General features: G+C 43.3%; 14 protein-coding genes. 7 read left to right on the top strand and 7 right to left on the bottom strand.

Translation table 11 applies throughout. The features are described 5' to 3' along the window. Positions 1-71: 71 nt before the first annotated feature. The 4 genes from Q0852_RS03905 to Q0852_RS03920 form a co-directional block, all read right to left on the bottom strand. Positions 72-1,970, bottom strand: coding sequence for an Ig-like domain-containing protein (locus Q0852_RS03905; protein WP_299014118.1), 1,899 nt, complete (start codon positions 1,968-1,970; stop codon positions 72-74). Between the two features lie 204 nt (positions 1,971-2,174). Next, positions 2,175-4,067 (bottom strand): Ig-like domain-containing protein, encoded by a 1,893-nt coding sequence (locus Q0852_RS03910; protein ID WP_299014120.1) that lies wholly within the window; start codon positions 4,065-4,067, stop codon positions 2,175-2,177. A 142-nt stretch (positions 4,068-4,209) separates the two neighbouring features. After that, positions 4,210-5,628 carry a hypothetical protein gene (locus Q0852_RS03915; RefSeq protein ID WP_299014123.1) on the bottom strand — a complete coding sequence of 473 codons (1,419 nt, stop codon included), beginning with the start codon at positions 5,626-5,628 and terminating at the stop codon, positions 4,210-4,212. Between the two features lie 742 nt (positions 5,629-6,370). Further along, positions 6,371-7,558: a dicarboxylate/amino acid:cation symporter gene (locus Q0852_RS03920; RefSeq protein WP_299014125.1), complete on the bottom strand. Its 1,188-nt coding sequence runs from the start codon at positions 7,556-7,558 to the stop codon at positions 6,371-6,373. Positions 7,559-8,501: 943 nt separating this feature from the next. On the opposite strand from Q0852_RS03920, the gene Q0852_RS03925 reads away from it, so the two are divergent. Beyond that, positions 8,502-9,923: a sodium:alanine symporter family protein gene (locus tag Q0852_RS03925; protein WP_299014127.1), complete on the top strand. Its 1,422-nt coding sequence runs from the start codon at positions 8,502-8,504 to the stop codon at positions 9,921-9,923. A gap of 456 nt (positions 9,924-10,379) precedes the next feature. Here the strand turns inward: Q0852_RS03925 and Q0852_RS03930 are convergent, their stop codons facing one another. Next, positions 10,380-12,629: a M9 family metallopeptidase gene (locus tag Q0852_RS03930; RefSeq protein ID WP_299014129.1), complete on the bottom strand. Its 2,250-nt coding sequence runs from the start codon at positions 12,627-12,629 to the stop codon at positions 10,380-10,382. A gap of 184 nt (positions 12,630-12,813) precedes the next feature. After that, positions 12,814-15,246, bottom strand: coding sequence for a C25 family cysteine peptidase (locus Q0852_RS03935; RefSeq protein ID WP_299014131.1), 2,433 nt, complete (start codon positions 15,244-15,246; stop codon positions 12,814-12,816). A 438-nt stretch (positions 15,247-15,684) separates the two neighbouring features. Here Q0852_RS03935 and Q0852_RS03940 point away from each other — a divergent pair, with 438 nt between their 5' ends. Next, positions 15,685-16,047 (top strand): hypothetical protein, encoded by a 363-nt coding sequence (locus Q0852_RS03940; RefSeq protein WP_299014134.1) that lies wholly within the window; start codon positions 15,685-15,687, stop codon positions 16,045-16,047. 292 nt (positions 16,048-16,339) lie between these two features. Here Q0852_RS03940 and Q0852_RS03945 read toward each other — a convergent pair whose 3' ends face one another. Continuing rightward, positions 16,340-17,635: a hypothetical protein gene (locus Q0852_RS03945; protein ID WP_299014137.1), complete on the bottom strand. Its 1,296-nt coding sequence runs from the start codon at positions 17,633-17,635 to the stop codon at positions 16,340-16,342. Between the two features lie 419 nt (positions 17,636-18,054). On the opposite strand from Q0852_RS03945, the gene ygfM reads away from it, so the two are divergent. The 5 genes from ygfM (at position 18,055) to Q0852_RS03970 (ending at position 26,533) form a co-directional block, all read left to right on the top strand. Beyond that, positions 18,055-18,849, top strand: coding sequence for a molybdopterin-dependent oxidoreductase FAD-binding subunit (gene ygfM / locus Q0852_RS03950; RefSeq protein ID WP_299014140.1), 795 nt, complete (start codon positions 18,055-18,057; stop codon positions 18,847-18,849). Positions 18,850-18,851: 2 nt separating this feature from the next. Beyond that, on the top strand, positions 18,852-21,722 hold the full coding sequence (locus Q0852_RS03955; protein ID WP_299014143.1) for a molybdopterin-dependent oxidoreductase Mo/Fe-S-binding subunit: 2,871 nt from the start codon (positions 18,852-18,854) through the stop codon (positions 21,720-21,722). A gap of 367 nt (positions 21,723-22,089) precedes the next feature. Then, positions 22,090-23,505 (top strand): solute carrier family 23 protein, encoded by a 1,416-nt coding sequence (locus tag Q0852_RS03960; protein ID WP_299014148.1) that lies wholly within the window; start codon positions 22,090-22,092, stop codon positions 23,503-23,505. A gap of 145 nt (positions 23,506-23,650) precedes the next feature. After that, entirely contained in the window at positions 23,651-24,967 is a 1,317-nt protein-coding gene (guaD, locus tag Q0852_RS03965; protein WP_299014151.1) for a guanine deaminase, read from the top strand. 183 nt (positions 24,968-25,150) lie between these two features. After that, the gene (locus tag Q0852_RS03970) at positions 25,151-26,533 is read left to right on the top strand and encodes an NCS2 family permease (RefSeq protein WP_299014154.1); all 1,383 of its coding nucleotides are present in this window, start codon (positions 25,151-25,153) and stop codon (positions 26,531-26,533) included. Positions 26,534-26,572 lie beyond the last annotated feature (39 nt).

Here is a 26,572-nt window from a genome sequence, read left to right on the forward strand (position 1 = left end):
AGGTAATAATTTTCTTTGGTTAATTGCAGCAATAAAACCCATCCAGAGATGGGTTTTTATTGTAAGGGTAATTATTTACTGCTTAACGAAAGGATTTCCAGTTTACCTGGAACATCATTAAAGATATATCCTGTAGCAAACTCACCGTTTTCACCAAAAAAGTGAATTTTCAGGTCGCCATATCTAAGACCATCTATGTCAGTTAAAATATATGAAAAGACACCGTTTTCGTCAGTAACAAGGTTGTCACAAGTTAGTTCTTTATATCCAGTTATCAGGCAAACAGAACTTGGCGCATCAAATTGGATACTGATATTACTTTTCTCAGCTCTAGGCTGATCATCACCTGTTTTTACCGCTGGAATATAAAAGATATCGCCATGATATGTTTTATTTAGTTGTCGGTCATGAAGCGTGTTATAACCTGAGATAAATGTCGTATAGGCTTTGTCATCAAAGTGTCGAAGTTTACTGGTTACAAGGACATTGACGTATCCGGCAAAACCGATGACATTGTTTTTGTCATCTCTCGTGACCAGAATGTCTTCACTTTTCTTATCTACTTGTTTTCTGACTGGATCATCGTTTTCAACTGATGAAATAATGTCATTACCGCTGCCACTTAAACTTAGATGAACATAACCATCGTACGTTATCTCCCCGCTATTTTTAATGAATTCGTGCTCATAACTAGGTAAATAAGATTTACTCATAGCTACGTAGAAGCTAGGAGGCACATCATCGATGTCTAGGTTAAAATCAGTTTTCTTATCATCGAATTCGGCAGAAATGACGGCATGGCCAATTTCCACACCGTGAACTAAACCACTGTGGCTATCATCAACCATAGCGAAGCTGTCATCATCACTTGACCAGGATACATCATCCGATATGTTTCTTCTTGAGCCATCGCTGAAGATGCCGGTTGCCACAAGTTGTAAGTTATAGCCCTTAACTACATTATGAACGTCACCAACCGATGAAGTGATGGTAATTTCCGCTAAGGTTGCGTCAGTAATTGTGACAGTTAATGGATCACTTTCAATTGGGTTACCTTCAAAACCGTTGTATTGGGCAGAGATTGTTGTGCTTCCTTCACTAATACCCTTAACAATACCGTCGCTATCAACTGTAGCCACTGAGGGATTTGCAGTTGACCAGGTCACATCACTTGCTGATAGTTTACGCTTTATGTTGTCGCTGAAGAGTCCGGATACTGTTATTGGTTGTGTAAAGCCAGCAGGAATATTCAAATCGCCTGATTTAGAAGTGATTTGAATTTCATTTACGACAGCATCAGTTACTGTCACTTCGACAGTATTACTGGTAATACCGTTAAACTGAGCTGTGATTTTTGCACTACCTTTGTTAATTCCTTTTACAATACCTGGTTGGATTCTTCTTGCAACAGCGCCGTTGCTGCTTGACCACTGTAAAGCGTCTCTCTGTAATTCCTGATGCGTATTGTCACTGAATATACCGGTTACAACCATTTCCAGGGTAACACCTTCAGGAAGGTTATTCGCATTACCTGACTTAGGTGCGATTTGTACGTGTCTAATTTCAGCGTCAGTCACAGTCACATCAATGGCGTTACTTTCAATGCCATTAAACTGCGCCATGATAGCCGTAGTCCCTGCGTTAATCCCTTTGAACTGGCCAGCATTGGTTACTGTTCCTGTTCTTTGATCAGAGCTGATCCACTGAACTTGTTCTGAAATATCACGTTTTGAGTGATCTTCGAAATAGGCAGTAGCAGTAAATTGTAAAGTTGATTGGACTGATATTTTTGGTTCAGAAGTACCGTTGATTAGAGAATAGGTGATGTGTATTGATGAAATCTCTTTCTCTGTTGTGGTTGTCTGTTGTTGTGTATTTTCATTTAATGCAGGTGCATGCGGCGCCTCAGATGATGAACCGCCATTACAGCCGAATATAAATAATGAGCATAAAACGATAATTTTACGCAAGCAAAACTCCTTAAATGGTTAATTAGTTGAAGGTTATAATTGTAGTATTGATGGTGTGATGAAAGATAAAATGCAAAAAATCACAGAGTTTTCATGATTTATCAAAGTGTATTAAATGTAGCTTTATTATATTGATGAATTGTTGCCTTGTTTGATTCTAGGAATAAAAACCCATCCAGAGATGGGTTTTTATTTCGATGATGATTATTTACGACTTAATAAAAAGACATCAACTTTTAATGGTGACTCATTATAGATATACCCTGTAGCAAACTCTCCAGATTCACCATAAAAACTTGCTTCTAGGACACCATAGTATGAATTATCTTTGCTATACACGATTCTAGACATAAATTGACCGTTATCAAAATTAACGCCAGAAGTAATATCATATTCGCATTTAAGCTCGACTGAACCCATATTAATTAGGCATGATGGACCTTTTTCATCTAAATGGATACTCATGTTACCTATTTTAGGATTATTATCTTCCGGTACGCGTGTATATAAAATATTACCTTCATATGTACCATTACTTGCAGGCGCATTATGAATCGAATATCCGACAAAAAATGTTGTATAACGGCTGACGTTGTAGTACGTGCTGGTTTGGGCAACATTGGCGTATCCGGCAAAACCAATGACGTTATTCTTTGAGTCCTGTTGTAATAAAAATCTATGACCACCATATTCTGTTTGGACGTATTTTTGATTATTTGTAACGGAGATATCAAGATCATCTCCTTTATATATCAGCTTAACATCCTGATGTTTAGCGATAATTTGATTGTTGTGGCTGGGTATCGTCTTACTATATCCATCAATCAGAGAGTATTGAGGAGAAAGCTTAGCGACGTGGAAGCTAACAGGCTCATCCTCAATATCTACAGTGAACTCGGTTTTAATATTATTGATTTCAACAGAAATGACGGCGCGGCCAACTTCAACAGCATGAATGGAACCACTGTTATTAACTATAGCGACGTTTTCATCATCACTTAACCAGGACACATCAGCAGAGATACTTCTCTCAGAGCTGTCACTAAAAACACCGGTTGCAATCAGTTGTAAATTATTGCCTTTAACTACATTATGAACGTCACCAACCGATGAAGTGATGGTAATTTCCGCTAAGGTTGCGTCAGTAATTGTGACAGTTAATGGCTCACTTTCAATTGGGTTATCTTCAATGCCATTGTATTGGGCAGAGATTGTTGTACTTCCTTCACTAATACCCTTAACAATACCCTTGCTATCAACTGTAGCCACTGATGGATTTGCAGTCGACCAGGTCACATCACTTGCTGATAGTTCACGCTTTATGTTGTCGCTGAAGAGTCCGGATACTGTTATTGGTTGTGTAAAGCCAGCAGGAATATTCAAATCGCCTGATTTAGAAGTGATTTGAATTTCATTAACGACAGCATCAGTTACAGTCACTTCGACAGTATTACTGGTAATACCGTTAAACTGAGCTGTGATTTTTGCACTACCTTTGTTAATTGCTTTTACAATACCTGGTTGGATTCTTCTTACAACAGCCCCGTCACTACTCGACCACTGTAGAGCATCTCTTTGTAATTCTTGATGCGTATTATCACTGAATATACCGGTTACTACCATTTCTAGGGTAACACCTTCAGGAAGGTTATTCGCATTACCTGACTTAGGTGCGATTTGTAGGTGTTCAATTTTAGCTTCAGTAACTGTCACATTGACGGCGTTACTTTCAATGCCATTAAGCTGGGCTACGATGGTCGCCGTGCCTGCGTTAATCCCTTTGAACTGGCCAGCATTGGTTACTGTTCCTGTTCTTTGATCAGAGCTGATCCACTGAACTTGTTCTGAAATATCACGTTTTGAGTGATCTTCGAAATAGGCAGTAGCAGTAAATTGTAAAGTTGATTGGACTGATATTTTTGGTTCAGAAGTACCGTTGATTAGAGAATAGGTGATGTGTATTGATGAAATCTCTTTTTCTGTTACGGTCGTTTGTTGTGTGCTTGCATTTATTTCAGTTGCATGCGGCGCCTCAGATGATGAACCGCCATTACAGCCGAATATAAATAATGAGCATAAAATTAGAATTATACGCAAAAGACACTTCCTGATGATTATGGTTAGTATTGCAAAATATAAAGTAGTGCGTTCGGGGTGTCATGCAGGGGGATACTCCCCCCTGCATTCGATATCCAATATGTGAACTTGTTAATCGAGTGTTAATGATATGGTGGCTAACTTAGTCAGGATCCATACAGGTGATAAGTTCAGGCGCATAGTATGGTGAATATGCACTATGCGTGTTTTCTCCTGGAACTAGCTGCAAATACAGTGAAGAGCCGATGACATCGCTTTTCGAACTGGTCCAATAATTCCAATAATCTGGCCATTGCAGGTCTTTAAAGTCTACTTTGCTTAAGGCATTGAAAGTGGTTACGTATTTCCCAATCGCAGTGCAAAGCTCATCACCACTTGAAATTATGGTACTGCCATCCCTGTTATGTATCGTTGGAGTTCTAGACAGGTATGTCAGACGATAATACTCACGGTCGTTATATATATCTACTTTTTTATTAATTGTGATATTTTTCTGAGCTATTTCAGCAAGAGTCATTGGACGGTATATGCGTCTGTAGTGATTTCTGAAATCATTCACATCAACCGAATAAACGGGTCCAACACGCCGAGGTTCACCAGTGTACAGCAATAATCCATTCTCGATATTACTGTCATTACCTAGGTTAATACATGTCATATCCCAGTCGTTCTTATGATCTTCTATACAGAAGTATATGAATTTGTCAATATGCTCCGCTGTGAATGTAAAATAAGAAGTATTTTCAGAAAGCGGAGTGTAGCCCAAATTATCCATTGCTAACTTTTCTTGTGATCGATAGTCGGAGATTTCCCAAAAATAGGTGGCTTGTTCAGAGAAATTTTCTACCGTAGCCTCTACGGTACTACGATAATCCAGCTTTCCAGAAAAACTAATTTTTGGTAGAGCAAAAGATTGCGCTGCACAAATGGTTAATGTGCCTTCCTCAATACAGAACGTGATCTTTTTCCCTTCATCTTCAGGACGGATTGTATATTCACATACAGAAGAATCAACAATAGGGCAGGCTGTCTGCTTATTGTCGATATCCCAATAACCTGAACCAGTAAATGGATGATCTGTTACGATTTCAGTGATCAGAGTCTGACCAGCAAACGGCACCTTAGATTGGTGCTTGTCTGGTGATTTTACTCTAATAGTTATTGCATTGGCTGTCAGCGTCTGTATTGGTGGCTTTGATGCTGGATTGGTTGTCAGCGTCTGTATTGTTGGCTTTGATGCTGGATTGGCTGTCAGCGTCTGTATTGTTGGCTTTGATGCTGGATTGGCTGTCAGCGTCTGTGTTGGTGGCTTTGATGCTGGATTGGCTGTCAGCGTCTGTATTGTTGGCTTTGATGCTGGATTGGCTGTCAGCGTCTGTGTTGGTGGCTTTGATGCTGGATTGACTGTCTGAGTTGTCTCACCTGAACTAACAGGTTTTTCTGTTGAATTCGTTGTAGTTGTTTGCTGCTGAGTACCTTCATTAGGTGTCGGTGAGTCAGATGATGAACCGCCATTACAGCCAAATATAAATAATGAGCATAAAACGATAATTTTACGCACGAAAACTCTCCCATTCATTATGGTTTTTCCAATGATATGGTTTAACAAAAACCATAGTGATATTGAACGATCAGCTTATTTACCGTGTTTCTTTGAGCACAGCTTGTAAGTAAGTTTGGATAAATTTATCTACTGTAATTTTGGTGTAGCAATTACTGTGTAGAGTAAGTACCTATTGGCTCAGAGGTGAGTAAGCAATACTGTTATTGATTAACAAGAAGATTAAACACTGTTTATATAATCCAGGCAAATGATATTTAACTGTTCTTGAGTTCTTATGGGTATGCTCCTGGGATTGTAGCTTGCAGCTGCGTTATGCCTAATAAGCTTTGATGTCGAAGCAAATATCCGCTGGTAGGTATGCTTTTCTGTGTAGTATCAGTGTTGTTTCTTTATATTGGTGTGGCTTTTTTTGGATTGATCTAACATAAAGTTCTTTTTGTCGCGTTCAAAACATGAACATATGGCAAAAACGAGTTGATTTATAATTGATAAAAATGATTAGAACTCAAAGGTTTTGTTTGATTATTGTACAGCGTGGCCATTGGACATTATCGTCATCTAAACATTAAACAAAATAAAAAGGGTTGAATTTGCGAACAGTGATTACACGATTTTGCACTAATGTTTGTTTTGATTTTATTCATGTTAGATTGATTTATCTGCGAACTAAGGTTTGCCTGAGCTTAAATTAAACATGCTACTCGAAAAGAGTAGCATGTTTGCTAAAAGTCAGAATCGTTTAGGCTGATTCTTCTGCAAGTACGAGAGCTTCGCTTGATTCTTCTGAATCAGTGGAGAACTTATCAATCATCAAAGCGATAACACCGTCACCAGTTACGTTACAGGCAGTGCCGAAACTGTCCTGAGCCAGGTGGAGGACGATCTGTAGCGCGATCATTTCTTCGGTGAAGCCAAGCATAGAGCCTAGCAGACCAACGGAAGCCATTACTGCGCCGCCCGGCGCACCAGGGGCCGCTACCATGGTCACACCTAGCATGGCGATAAATGGTAGAGCTTCTAGCAGGCTTGGTACAGGGCCGGCGCCTGTCATGAGAATGACAGCTACAGCTACGCTGGTGATACTGATCACTGAGCCTGACATGTGGATGTTGGCACATAGTGGCACAACAAAATTAGCAATCGTGTTTGAAACGCCGTTGCGTTTGGTTTGTTGCAGTGTTACCGGGATAGTTGCCGCAGAAGACATTGTACCAACAGCTGTCAGGTAAGCCGGCATCATGGTACGCAGGATTTTCAGCGGAGACTGTTGCTGAACGATACCGGCGGTAACGAACTGGAACGTCAGCCATACCCAGTGCATAGCGATAACTGCCAGCAGAACCAGACTAAATGTTTGTAGCGTCGCGAATACTGTGCCTTTTACTGTCATGTCGGCAAATACACCTGCAATGTAGAAAGGCAGAGACGGAATGATCACTTTATTCAGGAACAGTTCGATGATGTCGCAGCCCTGATTGCTGAATCGTCTTAGATCTTCTGAGCCTGTGCTTGAAATACCCAGACCAAACACGAAGGCAATGGTTAGCGCCGTCATGATGCTCATCAGTGGTGGAATTTTTAACTCAAGGAAAGGAGCCAGAACCGTTTTAGCTTCAGGCAAAGTCCCAGCTCCACTTAACAAAGATGGATATAGGTTTTCAGCAACGCTAAATGCAAGAACTCCTGCACCTAATGTCGATAAATATGACAGTCCAACCGTTTTACTAAGTAATTTGCCTGAATTTTTAGGAAGGTTGGCGATTCCACTGGTCACATAAAATAGAATCAGCAAAGGAATTGTAAACTTAATTAACTGGCTAATTAGTAATTTTATTGTAATTAAGAATTGAGTGACCACATCTGGTGCAAACATTCCCATCAGTATGCCAAAAACTATCCCGCATACTAATTTTAAAATTAAGTTCATTATATTCCCTCTAACTTTTTTGTTTTATAGGTAACGGTGAAGTGACGATGTATAAATAAATTTAATAGTCACCTTGCCCCACCGATGATGCACTAGGTAGGCATTTAATATGTTGGCAAGAGTGTCACTTCACTTAATCGTTACAAAATACGCTGTGTTGTGCTTAATAATCGAAGATAAAAATTAAATCTAGGTAATCGTATTACTCTTAATATTATGGTTTGTATATCAAACCTGTTTCAATGTGGTGGCTTATCGATATGATGAGCACAAGCCTTGCTAACGAATAGCTAAATATTTGGCATTATAAAGATAGATCTAGCGATTTATGCTGATTACCCTGTCTAAGAATTGCAAAATCATGCATTTATCAAATTAATGCAACCAAAAACTCCAACATCATACAATCCAACAGTGCCCGATGAATATTTTCTAATTTAAAATGCATTTTTCTGAATAAAATCTATGGTTAGATTGCTTATTGAACAGTAATCAGCGGAGTAGCGGTTGGATTGTAAGGCTCTGTTGTTGTAGAAAAAAAGAGCTTTTCTACGTTTTTATAGTCATTAGTGCGGTGGCTTTTTTATATGGGTATGCTTCGGTTTGAAGGGCGTGCTTATTATTGTCTGTTTTATGTACGGCTGTCAGAGGCTTCAAAACAGGAAAGCTGCGTAACTTGTGTGTTGAGAATATCAGCATGGAAACGATTCGACGTCTCATAAAATGACGGCTCTGGATTTTCAGAGTGTCTATACTTCACACAATTATCTATTCAGGACTTGCTAACTAGCTGTCAGTATTAGCTCAATTTTGGGGCAATAACAGTACGGAGTTAGCTTTACAGGTTTGTTTGGTATGCAGCCTGGGACGATGGAGCGCTAACGAGCAGAGTAGAGCCTTTATTTACTCTATGGTTTACAAAATAAACTGATTAGGAGTAGAAATGGAATTGCTAGAGAGCTTTTTTGGATTAATTGGTGATCTTACCTGGGGGTGGTCACTGATACCGTTCCTTGTCGTACTCGGCCTTTTTTTCACTCTCGTTACCGGATTTGTTCAATTTACTTTCTTCGGGCGAATGTTCCGCGTTCTGTTAAACAAAAACCAAACCGCAGCTGAAGATGCGATCTCTGGTCGAGAAGCGCTTTTATTATCTGTTGGTGGTCGTGTTGGCGGCGGTAATATTGCCGGTGTGGCGGTTGCTATAACGCTTGGTGGCCCAGGGGCTGTATTCTGGATGTGGGCTATTGCATTGGTGGGTATGGCAACCAGTCTGGTGGAATGCTCACTTGCCCAGCTATATAAACGGAAGGAAGGTGAAGATTTTCGCGGGGGGCCAGCCCGTACCATTATTCATGGTCTGGGAGATGATTTTAAGTGGCTTGCCTATCTGTATACCGTGTGTTTGATTGCCTCGTTTGCTATCGGCTTTAATGCCTTCCAGGGGAATACGGTGGCTGGGGCAGCTCAAGATAGCATGGGCATAGATCGTATGTGGACAGGTGTTGCGCTGGCTGCCGGCACAGGTTTGATCATATACGGTGGTATTCGGCGGATAGCGAAAGTGGCGGATGTTATCGTACCTATTATGGCTATTGGGTATGTCGCGATGGCGCTTATTATCATCTTGATGAACATTACCTCAATCCCTGCAGTGATTGGAACAATCATAGCTAATGCCTTTGGCTGGGAAGAAGCTGTGGGGGGCGGTATGGGTGCTGCTATGGCTCAAGGTTTGCGCCGTGGTTTGTTCTCAAACGAAGCAGGTTTGGGGTCAGCACCGAATGTTGCGGCGACGGCAGACGTTACTCACCCAATCAGTCAGGGGATAACTCAGTCTTTGTCGGTATTTATTGATACTATCCTGATTTGTAGCTGTACTGCTTTCATTATTTTGCTCGGCGATGTGTATGTACCCGGCGCAGAAGGTATTGATGGTGTCGTTCTGACACAGCAATCACTGGTATCACATATGGGAAATTGGGCTCAGTATTTTCTCACGATAGCAATATTGCTCTTTTCTATCAGTTCCATCATTTATAACTACTACTTGGGTGAAAATGCCCTGACATTTATGACGCCCAACAAAATATCAGTCCATGTACTTCGTATTATCGTTATAGCCATTGTGTTTTTAGGGGCGGTGGCACCTGGTGCGACATCTGTGTTTTTCTTCTCAGATCCGATGATGGGGATCCTTGCTATCGTTAACCTGTTAGCACTGCTTATGTTGTTCCCGACACTTATTCGTCTCCTGAAGGATTATAAGAAGAAACTGAGTGAAGGTGCGGAGCATCCGGTATTTAATCCAAGTGAGTTTTCAGATCTAGATATAGATCATGAAGCATGGAAAGAGAAAAAGTAAAACCGTCTGAAATTAGATTTATGTTAAAGCGAGAGGTTAACAATAGGTGGCTCTCGCTTATATTTTTAATGTAAACCTTGTTTAGTTATTTTATGGGGTTTCAGTATCATTGGCTAGTTACAGTGGCTATTTTTGTGTTTGTTATTTTTATCACTTCATTAACTGTTATATTTATTTTAGATAGCTTTTGTCTTAAATCAGATATATAACACTCAGTATCGCATTCGCATGTGCAATAGTAGATGCACTTAGGTGAAAATTACTCACTTAATGGGCCACCCCAATAATGAAATCCATCATAATTATGTATGTAAATTACCCCTTGTTTTAATCCGGTTTTTTTGCAAACTTTATTGCTTAATCATTGCTTAATGATATGAATAATTTGAAGTGAGATATTGGCGATGATAAATCTCACCCATGATTATCTGGGTGAGATTTATTTGTTAGACGTAATTACTTACTTAGTTTGATTTTTAAGCTAGATCCCTTACTTGTTGGTTCACTAATTGAAGTTAAATAGTGCCAACCTGGTGTAGGATTATAAATGGTCATTGATTCAGTATTACCTGCCTCAGTCGATTTTTGCTGATAATTGTTGTTCTGAGCCCAATAGCGTGAATTGTAGAACAAGTCAATATTGCCTTCACCATGATCGCTATTAATGTCTATGCGAGTCACGCCATCCTCAACACGAAAGAAATAGTAGGATGTCCCATCGCTGATACAAATGCTTTCATCCTTTTGAATTTGACCATGACTATGTGGGTCTTGAGTCTGACAGCTATTTTCAACTGTCTGTTTAGTAACAGGCGTTGAGTTAGAGCCATTATTGATTACAGAACCTAGAGAAGAGTCGTTACTTGGTACAGTTTCAAGCCATTCAAACCATTTGTTATCCAGAGAGGTACCAATTGAGCTATCTATATAGTTAACCCAGGCTTTAACATCCCCTTTACGGGCAAACTGCATTAGTTGGTTGACTGATTCAGGTGAATTTTCGAATAGGAAACGTACGGCAAGGTATCCCCAACGATACACACGTTCGTCACCACTACTGTAGTTATTGTTGAATATTTCGCTCAGGGCGTATCTGCGTTGACGGCCAATTTTGATTGCTTCGTCATAGCGGTTCTGGTGTGAGATATATTCGGCCACCCCTTCGGACCACCAGACTGATTTGTCACCATCGGTCTTGAAATGGCCAAATCCACCATACATATTGAAACGACCGTCGAGATAGTGAATGTATTCGTGGCGCAGGTTCCAGACGAGGATATCATCACGCCAGGTCGCTTCATGGGCAATAAAGCGCGCTTGGTTACCTTCTTTTGATGGATTACCTTCCAGGTACATGCCGCCATTGTTGGTACTTATGCCAAAGATGGTACCGGCGTAGTTTTTATAATCATTGGTGGAGTCAAAAATATTGACTTCAAGATTAGTATTCAGGTCATCGTCTACCGGTTGATTTCCTGTATTGAGCACCTTGTGAAACAACGATTCTTCGTCTGAAAGCAGATTACAAGCTTGCTGAAGCTCTGGTTGTGTCATGTCTTGTGCACGGATTTTGATTGTATCACTGCAATAGTGATCAATTGATAGTACCTCTTCATTTAGCTTATCTTTCCAGCCACAGATATTGAATTGTGTACATTGCCCAGGGTAGTAATAATCCAGCGTACCGGCGGCTTTAAGCCAGGGCTGTGAGTAACGTTCAAAACGAGACATGAAATTGACGATGCCGTTATTGATTTCGTTTTTTAATGTTTCTGAGAGCTTCCAGTATTGCTGATATTCGAGGAAACGTGAATACTCTTTAAGGGCGTCTGTTGCCTGATAGCTGTATTCCGAATTGTAGATATATTCAGAATTTGCAATTTTCAGTAGGGCATCCCGCAGTGCTGAATGTTGCTCGGCCGCTTTCGTGTAGCCTGCATCCCAGCTGCTGCGATAAAGTGTAGTAAATGCACTGGTGAGTGCTCTTCGGTGTGACCATTCAGCGAGATGATCAGGGCTGAATTCATTCAGGTAACGGGTAATGCTCGCGATGCTCTGGGTATAATTTTCACTGCTGTCCCATAAAGTAAAGTATTCTGTCATCGTATTACCCTGCATCGGGGTGATTTCCGAAACATGAGGGTTATGATTGTATGTTTCTAATAAGGCCAACACGGCGTTGTGCGGCTGTTTATCCTGGTATGTTAACTGCTCGTTAGTGTGTTCAACATAAAAACCTCCTCGAAGAAAGGCAAACAAGTTATAGAGATCATCGCCGGAAGCCGAGTCATAGCTGGCCGCGATATCTCTAGCTCGCGTGGCGATATCGACCATGTTTTCTGCCTCGAATGCAGTCGCAGCTATTTGATCATTACGGTGGGATAGCTCGTTAATACACCGAGATGATACCCCTTTGACAAAGTTAAATAATGCATCTCCGGTAAGCTCTGAAAACTGGTTATAATGGCGGCAGTTATCCAGCTCCATTAGGGCTCCAGTTGCCTGAATTTGTTGCTTATTCGTCGGAGCCGAGATAGATATAGGAGCCTGAATTTTCTCTGGGATTTTGATGTTCACTGCTGACTGGTTTGTCGCATTGTTTGAGCTAATTGCTGAGCCGTTATCTGAAACATTACTTTCAGAATCACAGCCAACAAGAGCTGCTGATATTGTTAGGCTTAATATCAGATTTCGTTTGAGATGCATTGGAATTTCCTAGTGTGATAATAACCGCAATTTATATTGAAAATAATTACGGGTGGTCTTTGTATAAAAACAAACAACTCTTATATAAAGCGAGCAAACCTTACTAAATAATATTTTGTAAGGTTTACTCATGATTGTTGCTATATAATGATTTTAATTTTTAGTCTTAACGAGCATGATTCTATTATTTTTTATCTTCATAAAAACGCCATGTACCAATAGAAAAAGTGAACATCAAAAATACCCAGCTAAACGCTCCGGCACTTTTTTCATCGTCAGTAATTAATGTTGAAGTCGGTTTAGCTTGATTCGCTGCTATAACTGGGGTTGTTGGAATAACGGGTTTCGTCGGTTTTGCTATAACATCAACGTCAGCTTGATATGGAATACCATTATGTTCAGTAATGGTAATTTTAAATGACTCTTTAGCTTCAAAGTTGAATGTTACACGTCCTGAATTATCGGTTTCACCGACTAGTGAGCTTCCATCCTTAAACAGTAAAGCAACTCGAGCTCCTTCCGTTGCGGAAGGTCGTGTTCGAACAGCTACCTCAAAAGGTTCTGAGGTGCCAGCTTTCAATGATGCCGGATGAAATGCATATAATTGTTCAGGTGTGGATGTTCTTAATTCTAAATCAGGATCTCCAAACCAATTAAACAGTCGGGCTGTTAATTTCGCAGTCTCATCTTGAGCTGAATATTCATCAAATAACATTTGTTTTGCTCTGTTTAGAGCTACGGCTGGTTTCCAGGATGTTGGATAAATATCGGATGTCCAATTTGACGTATAGTCTTCCCAGAAGGTATCCATTATCCCTACATGAAACAAATCGTTATAGCCGGAGTAGCTTACTCGTGCTGCGCCTGTAAACCCGACAGCACCTCCAATAGGATTGAGCATCCAAGATTCAGCAAACGAATCTATACCGTCGAACCAACCAGTGGCGCAATTCAAACTAAAAACAACAGGCGTTATAGTATTGTTCGTTAAATTATCAACCTCAGTGTCAGTAAAATGGGGATCTACCCAACCAGAACCGCCGCCATAACCATGGTCGCGGTGCATAACAAAACCCACTCCTTCATTAATGATCCGAGTAATGTCGGTATGATTTCCTTCGCCTTGATTTTTCCACGCAGGAGGAACAAGTTCAGGAGGTGTTATACGTTCACGGCCATAATTCCAACCACTGTATTTTAATTCTTCTGCTGTAGCGCTATCCCATTGTAAAGCGGTATGAACTTGGAATCCTTTATTGAATAAATCTCCAGGTTGACTGAAGAAGTCGTAATCAGCCCCAAGAAAATCAGCAACGCGGTGTAAATCTTCCATGAACATTCGATCTGCTTCTAGATCATTGTCAGCATCCTGGAACTGACCAGCAAGTAATACGTGATTGTAACGATCATTTGATTCGGGAGCTTTTTGATACTTCAACGTCCGGTTTACCATAAGGGAAATCTCTTCCTTGGTATCCCCTGGCAGACGACCTATCGCCAGATCGGCATAATCATCATCACCATCAACAAGGCTATATATAAAATCAGTACGCCACTTATGGTTTTGGCCGTGATAAGGATGGCCAACGATTTCCCACCCAGGCAAATTTTCATTATCGCCAACCAGTAAGGCATAGCTTGTCATTGTGCCTTTCAGATAGGCATTCTTTATATATGCTTTAATTTCTTCCTGGGAGCTTCCCGTTTCAGTTGTCTTGGCTACATAAACGTTATAGCCCATTTCTCGCTTCCAATCGGCAAGGGGGGTTATCGCATCGGTAAAATCAGATGGTGTAATTATTAGATAATCAGCCAGCTGAGCTGCGGTAAAAGATTCGTTTTTAGGCGCTGATTTTTGTTGAGCGGCTGAATTTGATGTTTCATTGTTATAGTTAATATGGAAGCGGACATGAGTAGCAAATCGTACGCTGCGATTTATGGGATTAAAGTCGATAGGTTGGTATTTAATAACAGCATAGTTTTTCCCCCGAACTCTAAGCGTGTTACTAATTTCAACAGCGTTATGTTTTGTTTCTGACAAGCTGTTATATGCATTTGCATTTTTTACAAATGGCATGTTTTCATCAGGTCGTTCGCCATTTCTAAGTGCAACATCAGGGAATGGTAATTGAGCTGGATCAATCGTGATATCGTTGTATGGTTTTGACCATGTAATATCATCAATTACTAATTGAATCTCAGCACCGCCCGGGAACGGAAGCATTTTTGAATAGCTTTCAATATTAGGGTTTCCTGGTGTTCTTTTGCCAGCTCCACCAGGAAGAAGAATACGGTCATAAGTAATGCCATCAGCTAACGTTGTCTTAGCAAATGTTAATGAATGTAGATTCGCATCAAGAGTTACTTTATGCTTTTCCTGTTTTACTAGTGATATGTTGGTAGGATATTCATTTTCTGTGTCGGCAGATGAATTATCACTAAACATAACAACATTTCGTTCAAAAAGCGTGTTGTCAACATGCTCTGATGCTTTGATAGGTAATGACACAATTGATAAGCCGAAAAAGGCTAAGACTGCCGATTTTTTCATTATAAACCTTGGTTGAACTGGTCTTTTATTTAAGCTTTTTGAAGAAAAACACATAAATAGCATCATGAATACGCTGAAAGCACAGTGTGCTAATTGTGCAATTTAATCTAGCAATTCAAAGTCAACTTATGAAATCAAATAATGTTATTTGAGCATAATATTTGCTTATTATTAAAAGCATTAGTTGAGGTGGTTTTAAAATGAATTTATTTCCTGGTTATGGTGATTTTTTGATGTTGTCTTATAACTTGCCTGTTTCTCATTACTGAGATTATAAGTTTAATTTTTTTATCTAAAATTTTTCATATGAAAATTTTATTTATCGCTTTATGGGTTGATTATTAATGATGTTCAAAGTTAGACGGTATCAGCATGGATTAGCCGTTGTGGAGTATGCGCTTTTAGCATCGCTGTTATCACTAGCAATAGTTAGCTCATTTATGTCCTTAGGTAGTGCTGTAAGTAGCTCAATTAGAGGGATTTTTATAACAGAAGTTTCCACTGGTGGCCCAGCTTATTCCGGTGGATCAGCTTCTTCTGGTGGTTCAGGTTCTTCAGGTGGTCCAGCTTTTTCCGGTGGCTCAGGTTCTTCCGGTGGCTCAGGTTCTTCCGGTGGTTCAGGTTCTTCCGGTGGCTCAGGTTCTTCCGGTGGTTCAGGTTCTTCCGGTGGTTCAGGTTCTTCCGGTGGTTCAGGTTCTTCAGGTGGCCCAGCTTTTTCAGGTGGTTCAGGTTCTTCCGGTGGTTCAGGTTCTTCCGGTGGTTCAGGTTCTTCCGGTGGCTCAGGTTCTTCCGGAGGTTCAGCGTCTTCTGGTGGTTCAGGTTCTTCTGTGGACTCAGGTTCTTCTGATGGCTCAGATCTATTCGTAGCATCACGTAATGATTTAATAGGGGGGGAGAACCGTTAGCATTTGCTAGGATTGATGGGATTAAAAATGCTCAAAATAAAGAGGTGGCTCTTAGCTCCAATCATGTAATGAAAAAAAGTAGTGACAATAGTAGCCTGCGGGAAAGTGTTAATTATAACAATAATGGTATGAAATATTGGCAATTGCTGGTTGGGATATTGATATTACTGATATTTTTGTATTTTTTGCGAAAAAGGTGGGAAAGTATAGGTTCAAATAAGAGTTAGGCTTGAATTGCACTTGAGTGGATATATTCAAGTTTTTTGCTGACTTTTCTTTGCTTCAAATGTCGGCACCCAGCCGCCAGGAGAATGAAGGTTGAGCCGCTCTTTAGTGACAGAAGCCCGGCCGGAGATTTGATAGCGTTTTCCTTTATAGGCCCACACTCGTAAATCAGTCCAGAGTGACTGGTTATCTTCAATTGTTAGTTTAGATTTTTCGGCAATGCGTTGAGCAATATAGAGGTGGCCTTTATTAAGCAGCCTGTGCAGGCGATGCCTTCCGACTTCATGGCTGTCGAGCACACCAAGGCTGGCATGACCATGCGTGGGTTTAAAAATGAACTCGTCCTTATGCTGAGCAAGTTGGCAGATGCTTTCATCTGTAAGCTGGTAAGTTGCTGGAATATGCCTGCTTAATATTGCCCGCTCATAGTCTTTGATCCCGAGTTTGTTATCCCAATCCGGTCGTGACAGAAATTCTAACAATCGTTTATCGCTTCGGGTGGTGTAGCTGTATGGGTTAGGTGCAACGTAAACACATCCGGCGCGGTAGGCTTCAATTAATGGCTTAAGGGTTTCACTTTGCCATAGAAAGTCGGTTGAGCGGTTAATAATAAAGGCTACAGAGCCGTTGTTAATTTGTAGTTGCTTACCATTCCAGACTAGAGATTCTGGTGAATCGATTGCAGCTTTCCATCCGAGATCTTGAGCGAGCGTTGTCATCAGTAGGTGTTCATTACGGAACTTTCCTGAATGCAGGGAATCGGCATCGTCCAGGATCAACAATATTCCGTTGCGATTGAGATTGGTTTGCTGGCCGAAAAAAGCATTAGCTTCAGCGGTGATCATGGCTTTTATCTGGTTGCATAGTTCTGCATATGATGGGGGAGGTGTGATAGTAGTACCGTAGTTATGCATGGGTAAAAAGCTATGCTTAGATACAAAGCTTTGCTCAGATATAAAATGTTGCTCGGATAAAAAAAGCTCATAATAAAGATGGTTAAGCAGGCCTGCGAACAGGAAACCTGAACCGTTGTCGTTAAATTCAATTAACTGCCAATTGTCAGGATGAACAGGCGGTATATGTATATCCCATGCGCTGAAAAAGCAGGTTTCCTTGTGGGGGATTTTTGCAATATTGGACACACCTTCAAAGGCGTACTCCACCCATTCCGGGCGGGCAGTAACTTGTTCGAATATTGCGATGAATCTGTCTATTTCACTCAAGATTTCACTAGGAATACTCTGGTGCTTATTAACGACTGAGAAATCAGCGGGTATTCCCGAAGCAATAAGTTGTTGCTGAAATTGCCCGGTCAGTGTAGCCATTCTGATATGTCCATCATTGTCACGGTGCTTTTAGGATTTTAGCAGTTGGGCAATATTTGTAACTCTGCACCTATCTTTGCAGCCCCTATCTCTTCACCGCTGATAGTTATCAATTTGATAGCCAAAATATTATTTTGATAGATAAATCAGATTGACTGAGAAGCAATTCTATTTGGCGTCGAGTGATTGTGTTTACTCCTTTGATGATTCAGAAAAACATTAATGATTCAGATCTCATTTCGGTGTCGATTTCTGACCGCGCTCACGAATCTAGTTTCTTATTCAACTGGCTGACAAGTTTGGCTTAATAGTTGCCTTTTTACTTTTTAAGAATTTTTTAAAAACTTCTTCATTACCTCTGTTTTCTTAAAGAGATGCATGAATTTCAGAATAAGTAGAATTCTAAAAAGGTAATAAAAATGATTGAACACTACTTCAAACCGGACTCTACTGCCGAAGCTCTCGACTTAATGCGGCAGCATACAGGCACCGCGACCTGGTTCGCTGGTGGATCCAAGCTTAACGCTGCCCCGACTAAAACCGACAAAACGGTTGCCATCTCTCTCGATAAGTTGGCTTTCGACAAAATCGAACAGCATGGCCAAGCACTTCATATTGGCGCGATGTGCCGTATTCAAACATTGATAGACAGCGAGTTGGTGCCTGTTGCGCTAAAACAGTCTTCTGCGTTTATCTATTCCCGTCATGTCCGTAATCAGGCCACTATTGGTGGGGAGATTGCCGCTCGTCAGGAAGAGGCATTATTGATACCAAGCTTGATGGCGCTGAAAGCCAAGGTTGTACTGGCGGGTGGCCAAGAATGCGAAGTGGAAGAATACATTGCCGCAGAGCAGCGTGATTTGATTGCCAAGGTAATTATTCCTGACGTAAACATTGCTTGTATTGGCTATAACATTGCCCGCTCAGCCGCTGGATTAGCGATTGTCACCGCTGCTGTATCTATTGATAAAGACGGAAGCAAGGTGATTGCTCTTGATGGTGTTTCGCCACTGCAAGGCGGCATCGCCTGTCCCGTTCGTCTGCGCGATGTCGAGTGCCAGGATTTGAAAGGTGAATTACTGGAGCAGGCCGTTGCGGATGCAATTCATCCCGAAGCCGATATTCGCGGCAGTGTTGAATACAAACGCTATATTGCCGGTGTTGTTGTGACAGATCTATTGGCTGAGTGCCAGCACATGGCAGAGGAGGCATAACCATGACTATTCACTTTAACCTTAATGGCCGTCCTCAGGTTTTAGAATGCGCTCTTGGCGAAAATGTTCAGAAATTACTGCACGGTATGGGTTTGCACTCTGTGCGTAACAGTGATGATGGTTACGGCTTTGCCGGGTCAGATGTCATTTTGCTAAATGGTGATTTGGTTAACGCCTCTCTTTTGATCGCAGCACAGCTTGAAGGTGCGGAAGTGCAGACGGCTGAGTCGCTGGGTGCGTGGAATCAGCTTAGTCTGGTTCAGCAAGCCATGATTGATGTTGGTGTCGTGCAGTCTGGTTATAATGATCCGGCTTTGGCATTGATTCTGACTCAGCTGCTGGAAAGCAACCCTCAACCAACTCGTGAAGAGGTTGATGATGCACTGTCTGGCCTATTCAGCCGAGATGCCGGTTATCAGCAGTTTTACGAAGTGGTTGAGTTGGCTGTTAAGCGTCTTGCTGATCCGAAATACCATCAGCAGTTTGCACCGGAATTTCGTGATGATCTGACCATCGTTGGTAAAAATTGTCCGAAGATTGATTCAGCGGTAATGGTTCAGGCTAAGCCTTGTTATGTAGAGGATCGTATTCCTGTCAATGCCTGTGTAATAAAAATGCTGCGCAGCCCACATCCACATGCCTGGATCAAGCATCTGGATGTCAGCAGGGCTGAAGCATTGACTGGTGTGGTATCGGTTATTACTCATAAGAACTGTCCGGATGTGCCTTATACGCCTGGTGGACAAAGTGCGCCAGAGCCATCTCCGCTAGATCGCCGTATGTTCGGCCAGAAGTTGCGCCACGTGGGTGACCGAGTAGCCGCAGTTGTTGCTGAAAGTCCTGAAATAGCTGAGCAGGCCCTGGCGTTGATTGAAGTTGAGTACGACGTGCTTAAGCCTGTTATGACCATTGACGAAGCAATGGCCGCAGATGCACCGATTATTCACAACGAGCCAATCGAGTATGGTGTTGGTGCGCCGGATGATCTGGAAGAGCAGAACTGCAATGCTGATCCGCGTGAAGGCAAGCTGGTGGTTAACTTCCCAATCGGGTGTTTCCCACGCAAGAACATTGCAGCCAGTGTTCGTGGTCATATCGGTGATTTGGCAAAAGGCTTTGATGAAGCCGATGTCATTCTTGAGCGTACCTATGAATCCAAGCAGGTACAGCAATTGCCAGTTGAAACTCATATCTGCTACAGCTATATGGATGGTGAACGTCTGATAATGCATGACTCAACTCAGGTGCCATGGCACGTTCGCCGTCAGGTAGCGAAAATTCTGGGTGTGAAGCAGAACAAAGTTCATATCGTTAAAGAACGCGTTGGTGGTGGTTACGGTTCTAAGCAGGACATCTTGTTGGAAGATGTTTGTGCCTGGGCAACCTGGACAACCGGCCGCCCGGTTTATTTCCACCACACCCGTGAAGAAGAGTTTATCTGTAACTCTACCCGTCACGTTGCCAAGGTGACGGTGAAGCTGGGTGCGAAGAAAGACGGTACCCTGACTGCGATTGATATGGAATTCCGCGCTAATACCGGCCCTTACGGTAACCACGCACTGACAGTACCAAGTAATGGTCCGGCATTGTCGCTACCGCTATACCCTTGTGACAACGTTGATTTCCGTGTCACGACCTATTATTCAAACATCTGTCCGACCGGTGCATATCAAGGCTACGGAGCACCGAAAGGTAACTTTGCTTTGACTATGGCGATGTCAGAAATGGCTGATGAGCTGGGAATCGACCATCTTGATATGGTTGAGAAAAACCGTGTTGTTGAAGGACAGGAACTGAAAATTTTGGCTGCAATCGGTGAAGGTAAGATGCCGACTAGCGCGCCGAAAGTTCATAGCTGTGCTCTGGAAGCGATTCTGCGCGAAGGCCGTCAGCTGATTGAGTGGGATTCACCGAAAGACGCCGAAGGAGACTGGAAAGTAGGCCGTGGTGTCGCGATCATTCAGCAAAAATCAGGCATTCCAGATATTGACCAGGCCAACTGTAGTATCAAGATGGCATCGGACGGTACATTTATTGTTCACTCTGGTGGTGCTGATATCGGGACAGGTCTGGATACGGTGATCAGTAAGCTGACGGCGGAAGTGCTGTGTTGTCCGATGGATGAGATCACTATCCATTCCGGTGATACTGATCATGCGCCGTTTGATAAAGGGGCGTATGCATCATCAGGTACTTGTTTCTCCGGTAATGCGGCTAAGCGTGCTGCCGAAGTGATGCGAGATAAAATCCTTAAGTGTGGTGCTGAGATGCTCGGTGAACCGGCTGAGGATGTTGAAATTGTCGCGCCGGGACTGGTCAAGGGTAAATCTGGTGAAGTCAGCTATTTCGACATTGCCCATAAAGCCGAAAGCGGAACGGGCTGGGGACAGCTACTGGCAACGGGTTGCTTTACTACGCCTGAGTTTGCCTTCCCGTATGGCGCAAATTTCGCTGAAGTGGCTGTAAACACCCGCACCGGTGAAATCAGGCTGGACAAATTCCACGCCTTGCTGGATTGCGGAACGCCGGTTAATCCGGATTTGGCATTAGGCCAGATTTATGGTGCCAGCATGCGCGCTATCGGCCACAGTATGACCGAAGAGCTGATTTACGATGAGAACGGTATTCCGGTCACTCGTGATCTGAAGAGCTACGGCGCACCGAAGATTGGTGATATTCCTCGCGACTTCCGCGCGGTGCTGGTGCCAAGTGATGATCCGGTCGGTCCATATGGGGCCAAGTCGATTTCCGAAATCGGTGTTAATGGTGCTGCACCTGCGATTGCCTCGGCAATCCATGATGCTTGCGGAGTCTGGTTACGTGATTGGCACTTCACGCCAGAAAAAGTACTTCGTGGCCTTAATAAGCTCTAAGTAATGTGAGAAGCGGTCATTTTCAGGGGATGGGAGATGGCCGTTTTCTTAAATGAATACCAATCAGCATAAGTATTTGATCATTTTTCCTGCGCAATTATCTGAACTTTTACTTATCCCGGTTGGTATAACGAGTGAGCTGTCATAGCTTGGCCTGTTTGGACTGAAGTTCGTTTCAGTCATAGTGTGTTGGGGTAAGGCAACATCTGGCGTTTCGTCAGGTGAGAGACCCTTGGGGATTTTGGCTAGGTTATCGATTCTATACTCGTCCCATCTTTCCACGGGGATGCTGCATATCTGTGTATGCAACGCTGCATTGCAGACAGAAGCGGATCCAGGGAAGTGCAAAGAAACGGATGGTATTGAAATGAAACTATTTTATAACGTCGAAGACAAGCCACCTGTCGGGGCTTCCATTTTACTTGCCTTACAACACATGCTTGCCGCCATGGGAGCTATTATTGCCGTACCGCTTGTGGTCGGTAGTGCTATTGGTTTGCCAACTGAGCAGATGGTCACCTTGGTCAATGCTGCACTGATGGTGTCCGGTGTCGTGACTATTATTCAGTGCAAAGGGGTTGGCCCGGTGGGTATCCGTTTGCCTGTGGTGATGGGTACCAGTTTCACCTTTGTGGCTATTTCCATTTCCATCGGCCTTGATGCCGGGGTGTCCGGTATTTTTGGCGCCTCGCTGGTTGGGTCGCTGGTGATGATCATCGGTAGCCGCTTCATGCCGCAAATTCGCAAGCTGTTTCCGCCTGTCGTCTCCGGTACCGTCGTGGTGCTAATTGGCCTGACTATCCTGCCGGTTTCTGTCGACTGGTTTGCCGGTGGTTTTGTCGGTCAGGATGGCTATGGTGAACTCAGTAACCTGATGCTGGGTAGTTTGGTGCTGGTGGTGGTCATTGTGCTGTCACAGGTCGGCAAAGGGATTATCTCCGCCGCCGCCATTGTGATAGGCATGATTGTGGGTTATATCGTGGCGATATTCATGGGGATTGTCGATTTTAGCCCGGTTCATGACGCCGCTTTTTTTGCCTTGCCGCAAATTGTACCGTTTGGCCTGAGCTTTACTGTCAGCGGGATTATCGGGATGTCAATTGCCTATCTGGTAACAATCATGGAATCGACCGGCGACTTTCTCGCCCTCAGTGATGCGACCCATACCAAGTTGACAGGAAAGAAACTGTCGAAAGGGATTCTGTGCGATGGTATAGGTAGCGCGCTTGCCTCTATCTTCGGTGCGACACCTTTCTCGTCATTTAGTCAGAATGTGGGCATTGTTTCTATTACTGGTGTGGCCAGTCGTCACGTCGTAGCCGTTACGGGTGTGATTATGCTGCTGGCTGGCATGTTCCCTAAACTGGGCGGTGTTGTTGTCACCATTCCTTCACCTGTTTTGGGCGGTGCAGGCTTGGTGATGTTCGCCATGATCATTTCGGCCGGTATCGGCATTCTCTCACGTATTAATTTCACTAAACGTAACATGCTGATCATCGCTGTTGGTGTTGCTTCAGGCATGGCGGTGACTGTTCGCCCTGAAATTCTCGCTTACTTACCTGATTCTATGCAGGTTATTTTGGGCTCGGGGATCACAACCGGTTCACTGGTTGCACTTTTCCTGAATATTGGGCTTGGTATTAACCGCGCCGATGAAGCGGAAAGTGCTCAGGAAAAACGCGAAGCATTGGAAGAACAAATCAAAGAGTGTGAAGCGTGTAATCGCGCTCTTGAAGAGGAGGAAAAGCTCGCCCGTCAACAGACGGAGCTTGAGCGAAGTTAACGGGAAAGCCAATTAAGCTTAAATCAGAGAAACTTCACACAACGGATTTATAAAAAGGTCAGTACGAGGCCTGTGCATGAAGTCACCCTACAAGCTTCATGCAGAAAAGCAGGTTGGCGTACAAAGACATTAAACAGAGGTAATTATGGAATATTCCCAATCAATTAAAGCGATCCGCGCGTCAATTATGGATATTGCTCATGTGGTCGATAAGCCGGAAGAGATCGAGAAAAATATTCGCTTTATCGAAGATGGCTTGCTGTTGATAGAAAATGGTCGTATTGAGTGGGTCGGCCCCTGGAGCGAAGGCAAAGATAGAGTACCGTCATCTGTTCGGGTACGCAGCTATCCGGGCAAGATGGTAATGCCGGGCTTTATTGATACGCACATCCACTACCCGCAGGCTGAGATGGTCGGAGCCTACGGTGAGCAGTTGCTTGAATGGCTGAATAATTACACTTTCCCAACAGAAGCACGTTACAAAGACAAAGATTACTCCCGCGAAATGTCGACCTTTTTCATTAAGCAATTGCTGCGTAATGGTACAACAACGGCACTGGTATTCGGTACGGTTCACCCTGAATCAGTCGATGCGCTATTTGAAGAAGCCGAAAAAATTAACATGCGGATGATTGCCGGTAAGGTGATGATGGATCGTAACGCGCCGGATTACCTGCTGGATACGCCTGAAATCGGCTATAACCAGACCAAAGAATTGATTGAAAAATGGCACAAACGTGGTCGTTTGCTGTATGCGATCACCCCACGTTTTGCGCCAACTTCTACTCCAGAACAACTGGCGATGGCCGGAAAGCTGAAAGAAGAGTATCCGGATACCTACATTCATACTCACTTGTGTGAGAACAAGAATGAAATTGAGTGGGTGAAGGAGCTATATCCGGAGCAGGATGGTTACCTTGATGTTTATCATCATCATGGCCTGACGGGGTCTAAGAGTGTGTTTGCGCATTGCATTCATCTCGAAGACAAAGAGTGGGATTGCCTGCAGGATACGGATTCCGCAATCGCATTTTGTCCGACTTCCAACCTCTATCTTGGTAGCGGCTTGTTCAAGTTGCAGGAAGCGTGGCAGCGTAATGTAAAAGTCGGTATGGGGACGGATATCGGTGCCGGCACGACATTTAATATGCTGCAAACACTCAACGAAGCCTACAAAGTGATGCAGTTACAGCAGCATCGACTCTCAGCATTTGAGGCCTTCTATCTGGCGACGTTAGGAGCCGCTAAGTCGCTATCGCTGGATCACCTGATTGGTAACTTCGAAGTCGGGAAAGAGGCGGATTTCGTGGTGATTGATCCTTGCGCTACACCATTGCAGCAATTGCGCTTTGATAGTTCGAAAGATCTTGCTGAGAAGCTGTTCATGCTGATGACGCTGGGAGATGACCGCAGTATTTACCGGACTTATGTTGATGGTCGTCTGGTATACGAGCGTGGCTGAGGCGCAATTTAAAATTTGTAACCGTAGAAATCGCAGTAACAGAAATAAGTGAAGAAGTGTTAGGGGTAATTGAAATTTACGTTGAGAGGAAGCTCAACAACCTTACAGAGCCGTGGAGAGGGCGTCTTGTCGACCGCAGGTCATCGCGCTCTCCTGGCTCATGACAAACAAGGAACAATAATCATGTCTGAAAATAGTACAATTCAAAGCGACACCGCCGTGATAACAACAGAAGCACAACCTAAAGGCGGATTAGACGGGTATTTTCATATTTCAGCACGCGGCAGTACCGTTAAGCAGGAGATGGTTGCAGGTTTAACAACTTTCCTTGCGATGGTGTATTCGGTAATTGTAGTACCGAGTATGTTAGGTGCTGCTGGTTTTAATCAGGGGGCGGTATTTATAGCGACCTGTCTGGTAGCGGCTTTTGGTTCATTGCTGATGGGACTTTGGGCGAAGTTACCGATGGCTATCGGCTGTGCCATCTCTCTTACGGCATTTACCGCATTTAGTTTAGTACTAGGGCAGGGGATCAGTATTCCTGTTGCGCTGGGGGCGGTGTTCTTGATGGGTATTCTCTTTACCGCGATTACAGTGACAGGCGTTCGTCAGTGGATACTTACTAATCTGCCATTTGGTATCGCTCATGGTACCGGCATTGGTATCGGACTTTTCTTGTTGCTAATTGCTGCGAACGGTGTTGGCCTGGTGGTGAAAAACCCGTATCAAGGGCTTCCTGTAACTCTGGGTGAATTCACCTCGCTACCTGTTTTGATGTCATTAATTGGTTTGGCTGCAATTTTTGGTCTGGAGAAACGTCGTGTACCAGGCGGTATCTTGCTTGTGATTGTCGCCATATCTACTTTCGGCCTGATTTTTGACCCTAATGTGAAATATCAAGGGCTGTTTGCCATGCCTTCATTCGGCGCAGAAGGCGAATCACTGCTTGGCACAATGGATATTATGGGGGCGTTGAATCCGATTATTATCCCGAGTGTACTTGCGCTGGTAATGACGGCAATTTTTGATGCGACCGGGACTATTCGTGCCGTTGCCGGACAGGCGAATCTGTTGGATAAAGATGGCCAGATCATCAACGGTGGTAAAGCCCTGACCGCTGACTCAGTCAGCAGTATTTTCTCTGGTTTTGTCGGTGGTGCACCTGCTGCGGTTTATATTGAATCAGCTGCTGGTACGGCTGCCGGGGGTAAAACCGGTCTTACCGCCACTGTCGTAGGTGGTTTGTTCCTGCTTATGCTGTTTTTGTCACCGGTTAGTTATCTGGTTCCTGCTTACGCGACCGCGCCTGCATTGATGTACGTTGGTTTGCTGATGCTGAGTAATGTCAGCAAACTGGATATGGCTGATTCGGTTGATGCACTTTCCGGCCTGGTGTGTGCGGTATTTATCGTACTGACTGGTAATATCGTTACCGGTATCATGCTTGGCTTTAGTTCACTGGTGATCGGCCGGGTAATTTCCGGTGAATGGAAGCGCTTGAACATCGGCACTGTGATCATTGCAGTTGTGTTGGTTGCCTTCTACGCCGGTGGTTGGGCGATTTAAGTCGAAGGCTGTTTCTTTGATGACGAAGAAGCGCGTTTA

Origin of the sequence: uncultured Photobacterium sp., assembly GCF_947502415.1 — a bacterium.
Taxonomy (GTDB): Bacteria; Pseudomonadota; Gammaproteobacteria; order Enterobacterales; family Vibrionaceae; genus Photobacterium.

Coding starts and splice junctions, on each gene's coding strand:
- Q0852_RS03920 (WP_299014125.1), bottom strand. CDS start 7,558: ATGAACTTAATTTTAAAATTAGTATGCGGGATAGTTTTTGGCATACTG.
- Q0852_RS03925 (WP_299014127.1), top strand. CDS start 8,502: ATGGAATTGCTAGAGAGCTTTTTTGGATTAATTGGTGATCTTACCTGG.
- Q0852_RS03930 (WP_299014129.1), bottom strand. CDS start 12,629: ATGCATCTCAAACGAAATCTGATATTAAGCCTAACAATATCAGCAGCT.
- Q0852_RS03935 (WP_299014131.1), bottom strand. CDS start 15,246: ATGATGCTATTTATGTGTTTTTCTTCAAAAAGCTTAAATAAAAGACCA.
- Q0852_RS03945 (WP_299014137.1), bottom strand. CDS start 17,635: ATGGCTACACTGACCGGGCAATTTCAGCAACAACTTATTGCTTCGGGA.
- ygfM (WP_299014140.1), top strand. CDS start 18,055: ATGATTGAACACTACTTCAAACCGGACTCTACTGCCGAAGCTCTCGAC.
- Q0852_RS03955 (WP_299014143.1), top strand. CDS start 18,852: ATGACTATTCACTTTAACCTTAATGGCCGTCCTCAGGTTTTAGAATGC.
- Q0852_RS03960 (WP_299014148.1), top strand. CDS start 22,090: ATGAAACTATTTTATAACGTCGAAGACAAGCCACCTGTCGGGGCTTCC.
- guaD (WP_299014151.1), top strand. CDS start 23,651: ATGGAATATTCCCAATCAATTAAAGCGATCCGCGCGTCAATTATGGAT.
- Q0852_RS03970 (WP_299014154.1), top strand. CDS start 25,151: ATGTCTGAAAATAGTACAATTCAAAGCGACACCGCCGTGATAACAACA.